Source organism: Kocuria arenosa (genome assembly GCF_042879215.1).
Lineage (GTDB): Bacteria > Actinomycetota > Actinomycetes > Actinomycetales > Micrococcaceae > Kocuria > Kocuria arenosa.
In genome coordinates this window covers 105,965-114,366 of the sequence record NZ_JBHZTA010000010.1, presented here as the reverse complement: position 1 = coordinate 114,366, position 8,402 = coordinate 105,965, and the positions used below count along the sequence as shown (strand labels likewise).

At 71.7% G+C, this 8,402-nt stretch carries 6 protein-coding genes; 1 reads left to right on the top strand and 5 read right to left on the bottom strand.

Annotated features, from left to right (window positions below; all coding sequences use genetic code 11):
- Together ACFYE3_RS16005 and ACFYE3_RS16000 are read right to left on the bottom strand one after the other, a co-directional pair.
- The coding region (locus ACFYE3_RS16005; RefSeq protein ID WP_387610728.1) for an alcohol dehydrogenase catalytic domain-containing protein at positions 1-338 on the bottom strand (338 nt) is incomplete at its 3' end.
- A 317-nt stretch (positions 339-655) separates the two neighbouring features.
- Complete coding sequence (locus tag ACFYE3_RS16000; protein ID WP_387610726.1) at positions 656-1,771, bottom strand: YihY/virulence factor BrkB family protein; 1,116 nt, start codon at positions 1,769-1,771, stop codon at positions 656-658.
- 171 nt (positions 1,772-1,942) lie between these two features.
- Here ACFYE3_RS16000 and ACFYE3_RS15995 point away from each other — a divergent pair, with 171 nt between their 5' ends.
- The gene (locus ACFYE3_RS15995; RefSeq protein ID WP_387610724.1) at positions 1,943-2,767 is read left to right on the top strand and encodes a transglutaminase-like domain-containing protein; all 825 of its coding nucleotides are present in this window, start codon (positions 1,943-1,945) and stop codon (positions 2,765-2,767) included.
- 19 nt (positions 2,768-2,786) lie between these two features.
- Here the strand turns inward: ACFYE3_RS15995 and ACFYE3_RS15990 are convergent, their stop codons facing one another.
- From ACFYE3_RS15990 to ACFYE3_RS15980, 3 genes are all read right to left on the bottom strand, one after another.
- Positions 2,787-3,221, bottom strand: coding sequence for a MarR family winged helix-turn-helix transcriptional regulator (locus ACFYE3_RS15990; protein ID WP_387610734.1), 435 nt, complete (start codon positions 3,219-3,221; stop codon positions 2,787-2,789).
- 251 nt (positions 3,222-3,472) lie between these two features.
- A complete protein-coding gene (locus ACFYE3_RS15985) occupies positions 3,473-6,652 on the bottom strand; it encodes an efflux RND transporter permease subunit (RefSeq protein WP_387610723.1) in 3,180 nt (1,059 codons plus the stop codon).
- A 265-nt stretch (positions 6,653-6,917) separates the two neighbouring features.
- The gene (locus ACFYE3_RS15980; protein ID WP_387610721.1) at positions 6,918-8,402 is read right to left on the bottom strand and encodes a malate:quinone oxidoreductase; all 1,485 of its coding nucleotides are present in this window, start codon (positions 8,400-8,402) and stop codon (positions 6,918-6,920) included.

The window sequence follows — 8,402 nt, the reverse complement described above, 5'->3', positions numbered from 1 at the left end:
GTGGCGTTGTGGGTGGCGAAGCAGTACCAGGGCTCGCCCTTGCGGCAGGCCCGGCACTCCCCGCACACCGCGCGCCAGTTGAGGATGACCTTGTCCCCGACGGCGACCTCGGTGACGCCCTCGCCGACCGCGGACACCACGCCCGCGGCCTCGTGGCCGAGCAGGTAGGGGTAGTCGTCGCCCACCGCGCCCTCCTTGTAGTGCAGGTCGGTCTGGCAGACCCCGCACGTGAGGACGTCCACCAGCGCCTCCCCGGGCCCGGGGTCCGGGACGAGGATCGTCTCGAGGGTGGCTGGTGCGTTCTTCGCCGTGACGACGACGGCTCTGACCTCGTGCATGAGTCGGACCTTTCCTGCGGACGACGTGACGGTTCCGGTGCGGAACATCGCTCCCAGTCTAGGGAAGGACGCCCGGGGTGTGCGGTGCGGCGGTGGGACGCGGCGACGCCCTGCCGTGCCGTGCCCCGGCAGGTCCACCTCCGGCGCACGGAAGCCCGCGCGCCCGAGAGCACACCTCTCCGGACGGGGCGGACCCGGCCGGAGCGCGACGGAGCGGCGGACCCGTGGCTCAAGCCCACGGGTCCGCCGCTCGGGTCGCCGTCGAGCTCCAGGAGCTCCACGCGCGCGGGTCGCCCCCCCCCCCCCAGGGACGGCGGTCAGCTCCTGCCGGAGTCCTTCCCGGAGTCCTTTCCGGAGTCGTCCGACGAGTAGTCGAGGTGCTCGTGGTCGAGGCGCAGCTTGCGGCCCTGGTCGACGAGCTTCTCCTCCTTCTTGTCCTTCTTGTCGACCTGGCGGGTGTCGCGCGGCGGGAGCTGGATGGTCTCCTCGGCCTTGATCCCGCCCTGGAGCTGGCGGCCGCGCTCGACCTCGGCGTCGATCTCCGCGCCCAGCAGCAGCACGTTGTTGATGATCCACAGGCCGAGCAGCAGGACGATGACGGAGCCGATGATGCCGTAGGTGGCGTTGTAGGACGCGAAGTTGCTCACGTACCACGTGAAGGCCGCCGCGGCCACGGCCGCGACGAGCAGGGCGACGATCGAGCCCATGCTGATCCAGCGGAACTTGGGCTGCTTCACGTTGGGGGTGAAGTAGTAGAGCACCGCGATGAGCACGACGGCGAGGATCACGACGGCCGGCCACTTGGCGATGTTCCACACCGTCACGGCCGTGGTGCCGAGACCCACGAGGTCACCGACCCACTGGGCGATGCCGCCGGAGATCAGCACCATGAGCATGATCAGCACCACGATGAGGACCAGCATCAGCGTGACGAGGAGGTTCATCGGCCGCAGCTTCCAGATGGGCCGGCCCTCCTCGACCTCGTAGATGCGGTTCATGGCCCGGCCGAAGGCCCCCGTGTAGCCGGAGGCGGTCCACAGGGCGCCGACGATGCCGACGATCAGGGCGAGCCCGGCGCCGGTGCCGGAGGTGAGGTTGTTGATGGGTTCCTCGAGCAGGGTCACGAGCTCGGGCGGGGCGGCGCCCTCGAGGAAGCCCGTGATCGCCTGGGTCGTGGCCTGCCCCTGGCCGAACACGCCGAGCAGGGACACGATGGCGAGCAGCGCGGGGAAGAGGGAGAGCACCGCGAAGTAGGTCAAGGACGCGGCGAGGTCGGTGCAGTCGTCCTTGGAGAACTCCGAGAGCGCGCGCTTGGCGACGTAGCCCCACGAGGGCTTGCTGATCTCGGTGGGGCTGTCGGGCTTGCGGGGGTCCTCGGGGTCCGGTGCGGTGCGCTCCTTGGAGCGGCTGTCCTGGGTGGTGTCCTGGGCCATGCTGCGTCCTTCGCGGTCGGCCGCCGGGTGTAGCGCGCGGGCTCCGGCCGGCGGCGGGGCGTGTGGGGGATGTCTCGTGGATCAGTGTACTGATGAATCGCCCCCGTGAGCGACAATGGAGCGGACGGACCACCGGTCCTCCGCTCATCCCCCCCGACCAGGAGGCCATTCGTGCCCACCACCCGGCGCACCGTTTCCGCGGAGGTCGACTTCGCGTCGGAGACCGACCACCTCGCGGTGTTCTCCCTCGCCGCCGCCCGTCCCGGGGGTCACGCCCGTCCCGGCGAGCGTCTGAGCCTGCACGTCGACGGGACCGAGGTCGCGCTCGAGGAGGCGGAGGACCTGCACGGCACGCGGCTGCACCTGGCCCGGGTCCCGGGCGGCGCGCAGTGCACGGTGTCCTACGCGCTGGAGCTGGACGGCCCGACGGGTTCACCGCCTCCGGCGGAGTCCGTCGACGTCGTCCGCTACACCCGGCCCAGCCGCTTCTGCCCCTTCGACGAGATGGCCGGCACCCCGGACGCCCTGTTCCCCGGGGCCCGGGACGGCGGTTACGAAACGCTCCAGCGGGTGCGGGACTGGGTGCACGAGCACCTGGACTACGTGGTCGGCTCCTCGACGGCCACCGACACCGCCGTGCACACGTTCCTCACCCGGCAGGGCGTGTGCCGGGACTACGCGCACCTGCTCATCACCCTGCTGCGGGGCCTCGGGGTGCCGGCGCGGCTCGTGTCGGTCTACGCGCCCGGGCTGTCCCCCATGGACTTCCACGCGGTGGTCGAGGCCTGGCACGACGGCGCCTGGTACGTCCTCGACGCCACCGGGCTCGCCCCGCGCACGGAGTTCGTGCGCATCGCCACGGGTGCGGACGCCTCCGAGACGGCGTTCCTGACCACGCTCCAGGGCGCGATCACGCTGGGGGACATGCAGGTGTCGGCGGAGTCCTCCGAGCCCAGGCGCGAGGACCCGGAGGCCCGGGTCGTCCTCCCGCTGTAGGACGGCAGGGGAGACCGGGTCAGAGGTCGTTGACGGCTTCCCGCAGGCGGTCGGCGAGGCGGGTGAGGATGCGCAGCTCCTCCGGGTCCAGGCCCGCGGACATCAGCTCGTGGACGTGCACCCGGAACTGCTCGGCGATCTCCACCTGCAGCTGCCGGCCCCGGTCCGTCAGCCGGATCCGCAGCCCCCGCAGGTCCTGCGGGTCCTGCCAGCGGTGCACCAGTCCCTTGAGCTCGAGACGTTCGAGCATCCGGCTGAGGCTGGACTGGGTGAGCAGCACGTACTCGTTTAGCTCGTTGAGGCGCATGCCGGTCTCGTCGGAGCGGGAGAGGTTGAAGAGGACGTCGTACTCGCGGGCGGAGAGCTCCGCGAACTCGGGTTGGCGCTGAAGACGCCGCATGACCGTCACCTGGGCCCTGAAGAGGGCCTCCCAGGCGTCGGCGCTGTTCTGCACACGATCTGTTTCTCTGCGGGTCACAGGATAATGCTACGACCCGGTTACATCGGCGCACCGGGCACCGGTGTCCCCCCTTTCGGGGAGTGCCTCCTCCGGGCCTCCGGCACGCCGACCGCGCCGGGGCGTCGATTCCAGGTGTGACCAGCGGCGATGATACCTTCCGGGTCACCGGAGTGGGGAGGGCGCGAGGCGCGCACGTCGGTATTTTCGAAAGCAAACGTCCACGAAAGAGCGCACGGTGACGAGTGTCACGTCCGGCCCGGTGGGCGCCCCTTGCCCGGTGCTGCGGCCAGCGCCGTGATCCGCTCCTCCCGGGCGCGGTGCCGTTCCTCCTTGCGTGCCTCCACGAGCCGGTACAGCACCGGCACGAGCACCAGGGTCAGCAGGGTGGAGGAGATCAGTCCGCCGATCACCACCACGGCCAGCGGCTGGGAGATGAAGCTGCCCTGGCCCGTGATGCCCAGCGCCATGGGCGTCATCGCCAGGATGGTCGCCAGTGCTGTCATCACGATGGGCCGCAGCCGGCGGGTCGCGCCCTTCTCGATGGCCTCCTCCAGGTCCATGCCGTGCTCCCGCCCCCGGTACTGGTTGATGAGGTCGATCAGCACGACCGCGTTGGTCACCACGATGCCCACGAGCATCAGCACGCCCACCAGCGAGGCGAGGCCCAGCGGCACCCCGGAGGCCAGCAGCGCGAGCACCGCGCCCGTCGCCGCGAAGGGGATCGAGACCAGCAGGATCAGCGGCTGGACCAGCGACTTGAAGGTGGCCACGAGCACCACGTAGACGATCGCGATCGCGGCGAGCACGGCGAGGCCGAGCTGCCGGAACGTGGTCTCCTGCTCGGTCGCGGCCCCGCCCAGCTCGGCCGAGGCGCCCTGCGGCAGCTCCAGGCCCGCGAGCGCGTCCCGGACCGCGGCGCTCGTGGCGCCGAGGTCGTCACCGCCCGGGGTGACGGCCACGGTGGCGGTGCGCTGGTCGTTGCTCGAGGTGATGGTCTCCACCGTGAGCGCCTCCTCGACCTCGGCCAGCTCGTCGAGCCGGACGGTCCCGCCCGCCGCCGGCACCGGGAGGGACCGCAGGGCCTCGACGTCCTCGACGGCACGGCCCTCGCCGATGGTCACGGCCACCGAGTCGGCGTCCAGGTCGATGGACCCGGCAGGGAGGGGGTTCACGGTGCCGGCGAGCGCCCCGGTGACCTGCTCCTCGCTCAGGCCCCGGCCGGCGGCGGCCGCCCGGTCGACCGTGACCACGACGGTGGGCTGCGTGGCGGCCAGGTTGCTCGTGACCTGCCTGGCGGACTCGAGCTCCCGCATGGCCTGCACCACGGCGTCGTCGGCCTCCGCCAGCGTCGCCTGGTCCGTGGCGGTGACGGAGATCTCGACGTCGTTGCTCGTGAAGCCCTGGGCGCCCTGCACCGAGAACTCCCCGGCGCCGTCCAGCCGGTCCAGGCGCTCCCCGACGGTGCGGCGGAGCCGCTCCTGGTCCACCGCGGCGTCGGTCGTCACGGAGAAGGTGGCGCTGTTGGTGCCGCTGCCGGGCAGGAACGCGGAAAAGCCGCCGCCGGGCCCCATGGTGACCTGCACGTCCTCGATGCCCTCGGTCCAGTCGAGCACCTCCTCGGCGCGGCTCGCCTGCTCGGAGGTCACCGCCAGCGCGGTTCCGGGCGGCAGGTCCTGCTCGATCGTCATCGTGTTCTGGCCCGTGTCCCCGAGCAGGTTGGTGGGCAGCACCGGCAGCAGGGCGGCGGTGCCGGCGAGGACCAGGACGCTCACCCCGAGGGTGGCCCACGGGTGGCGCTGGGTGCCGCGCAGGACCGGGAGGTAGCCCTGGGCCAGGCGCGGCGGCGTCCCGGCCGCGGTGCCGGCCCAGGGGGCAGGGCGTCCCGCCGGTGCCCGGCGGGCCCGCCGGACCAGGCGAGGGTCCCGGAGGAACCAGAACGCCAGCACGGGCACGATGGTCAGGGACACCACGAGCGAGGACATCAGCGCGATGGTCGTGGTCAGGGCGAAGGGGCGGAACAGCTCGCCGGTCACGTCGCCCACGAACGCGATGGGCACGAACACCGCGACCGTGATGAGGGTGGAGGCGGTGATCGCGCCCGAGACCTCGCGCACGGCGGTGAGGATGGCCCGGCGTTTCGCGTTGGCGGGGTCGGTGCGCAGGTCGACCGTCCCGTAGTGGCGCTTGATGTTCTCGATCACCACGATCGAGTCGTCCACGACCCGGCCCACGGACAGGGTGATCGCCGCCAGGGTCAGGAGGTTCAGCGAGTAGCCCAGGGCGTTGATCCCGATGAACGTGGCCAGCAGGGACAGCGGGATGGAGATCGCGGTGACCAGCGTCGAGCGCAGCGACGCCAGGAACACCAGGATGACGAGCACGGCGAACGCGAGCCCGAGGAGGCCCTCGACCGTGAGGTCCTCGATCGACTGCTCGATGTAGGGGGCCTGGTCGAAGACCGCGGTGATCTCGGCGCCGTTGCCGAGGTCCGCCTCGAGCTCGGGAATCATCTCCTCGACCGCCCGGGAGATCCCCACCGTGTCCCCGTCCGGGGTCTTGGTCACGGACAGGGCGAGCGTCGGGTCGCCGTTGGTGCGGGTGATCGAGGTCTGCTCCTGCTCGGCGAGCTCCACGGTGGCCACCGCGCCGACGGTGGTGGGCTCGGCGCCGTCGGGCGCGTCCTCAGGGAGGGGCAGCGGGACGTTTCCCACGGCCTCGAGGGAGTCGAGGGGGGAGCCGGCCTGGACGGGAAGGGTCGTGGCCCCGTCGTCCACGGTGCCCACGGGCACCAGGCCGCCGCTCTCCTCCAGGGCGGTGCGGATGTCGGCGGGCGTGGCGCCGGCCCGGGCGAGGTCGGCACGGTCCGGCAGGATCGAGACGACCTGATCGGGCGCGCCGCTGACCTCGGCGGAGCGCACGCCCTCGATCCTCTGCAGGTCCGGGACGGTCAGTCGTTCGAGGTCGGCCGCGAGCGGGCTGAGGTCCTCGTCGGAGGACACGGCCAGGAAGACGATGGGGAAGTCCGCCACGGAGCCGGCGAACGCGGTGGGCTCGACGTCGTCGGGCAGCTGCGTGCGCACGTTGGAGATCGCCCGCTCCACCTGATTGCGGGCCCGGTCCAGGTCGGTGCCGTACTCGAAGCCCAGCTGGATGTTGGACAGTCCGCTGCGGGAGGTGGACGTCGAGCTCTCGAGGCCCTCCACGATGTTGAGCGCGCGCTCCAGCGGCCTGCCCACCTGCTCGTCGACGACCTCCGCGGACGCGCCGGGCATCGCCGAGACCACGCTGATGGCGGGGATCTCCAGGGAGGGGATGAGCTCCTGCTTCATGGAGCGCATGCTGAGCACCCCGAAGAGGGCGACGAACAGCGTGATGAGCACGATCAGGGCGCGGTTGGCCATCGACGCGCGGGCGAGGGGAAACACTCGTGCTCCTTGGGGAGGGAAGGTCGAGGGCGTCCCGGCCGGACCGGGACGCACGCCCCTCAGCGTACCGCCGCCTACCGACAGGTCACCGGGGCCGCCGGGGCCGGGCGGCCGGGACGGACCGGGCGACGACGAGGCCCCGGACCGGTCGGTCCGGGGCCTCGTCCCGCGGGCACCGTGCCGGTCGGTGCCGTACGCCGCGGCGCCGGCCGAGGCGGTGCCAGCTGACGCGGTGCCGCTCGATGCCGTGCCGGCCGGCGCGGCGTCAGTTGATGCCGAGCACCCGGGCGGTGCGGCCCATGACCTCGTCCGCGAGCTGCGGGTTGTCATTGAGCTTCACGCCGTAGGAGGGGATGAGCTCCTTGATCCGCGGCTCCCACCCGGACATCCGTGCCGGGAAAGACTTCGCCAGGAGGTTGAGCATGATGGGCACCGCGGTGGACGCGCCCGGGGAGGCCCCGAGCAGCCCGGCGATGGAGCCGTCGGCGGCGGTGATGAGCTCGGTGCCGAACTGCAGCACGCCGCCCTTCTCCTTGTCCCGCTTCATGACCTGCACGCGCTGCCCGGCCTCGATCAGCTCCCACTGCGAGCCATCGGCGGTCGGGTAGAACTGCTGCAGCGCCTCGACCCGCTGGCCCTTGGACTTGGCCAGCTCGCTCAGCAGGTACTTCACCAGGTCCAGGTTGGCCAGGCCCGCCCGGGTCATCGGGTAGAGGTTGTGGGGGCGCACGGACAGCGGCAGGTCCAAGTAGGACCCCTGCTTCAGGAAGTTGGGCTTGAACCCGCCGTAGGGGCCGAACAGCAGCGCGCGCCGGCCGTGCTCGTAGCGGGTGTCCAGGTGCGGGACGGACATGGGCGGGGCGCCCACGGAGGCCTGGCCGTAGACCTTGGCGTTGTGCTGGGCCGCCACGTCCTCGTCGGAGTTGCGCAGCCAGAGGCCGGAGACCGGGAACCCGCCGTAGCCCTTGGCCTCCCGGATGCCGGACTTCTGCAGCAGCGGCAGGGCGCCGCCGCCGGCCCCCACGAAGACGAACTTCGCGCGCACGAGCCGGTGGCCCTCGGCGTTGAGACGGTTCCTGACCTTCGCCACCCAGGTGCCGTCGGACTGCCGGTCGAGGTCGAGGACCTGCTGGCCGTAGCGCACCTCGCCGCCCCGGGCCTGCAGGTGGGCCACCTGCTGGCGGGTCAGCTCGCCGAAGTCGACGTCGGTGCCCTCGGGGGACCAGGACGCCGCCACACGCCCCGCGCCGCGGCCGTGCATGGTCAGCGGCGCCCACTCGGCGATCTTCTCGCGGTCCTCGGTGTACTCCATGCGCTCGAAGAGCTTGTTCGGCTGGAGGGCCTCCCAGCGGCGGCGCAGGTAGTCGCTGTGGGCGTCGCCGAAGACGAGGGACATGTGCGGCACCGGGTTGATGAAGGAGCTGGGCTCGCCCAGCTTGCCCTCGGACACCAGGGAGGCCCAGAACTGGCGGGAGAGCTGGAACTGCTCGTTGATGCCGAGCGACTTCTCCGGGTTCACGGACCCGTCGGCGGCCTGGGGCGCGTAGTTGAGCTCGCAGAGCGCGGAGTGGCCCGTGCCGGCGTTGTTCCAGACGTTGGAGCTCTCCGCGCCCACCTGGTCCAGGCGCTCCAGCATCGTGATGTCCCACTGCGGCTCGAGCTCCTTGAGGAACACGCCGAGGGTGGCGCTCATGATGCCTCCGCCGATCAGGAGGACGTCGGTCGATTCCGTTGCCTGAGGTGATGTCAC

What these genes read in the sequence shown, in the direction of transcription:
- ACFYE3_RS16000 (WP_387610726.1), bottom strand. Translation starts at nt 1,771, where the DNA reads ATGGCCCAGGACACCACCCAGGACAGCCGCTCCAAGGAGCGCACCGCA.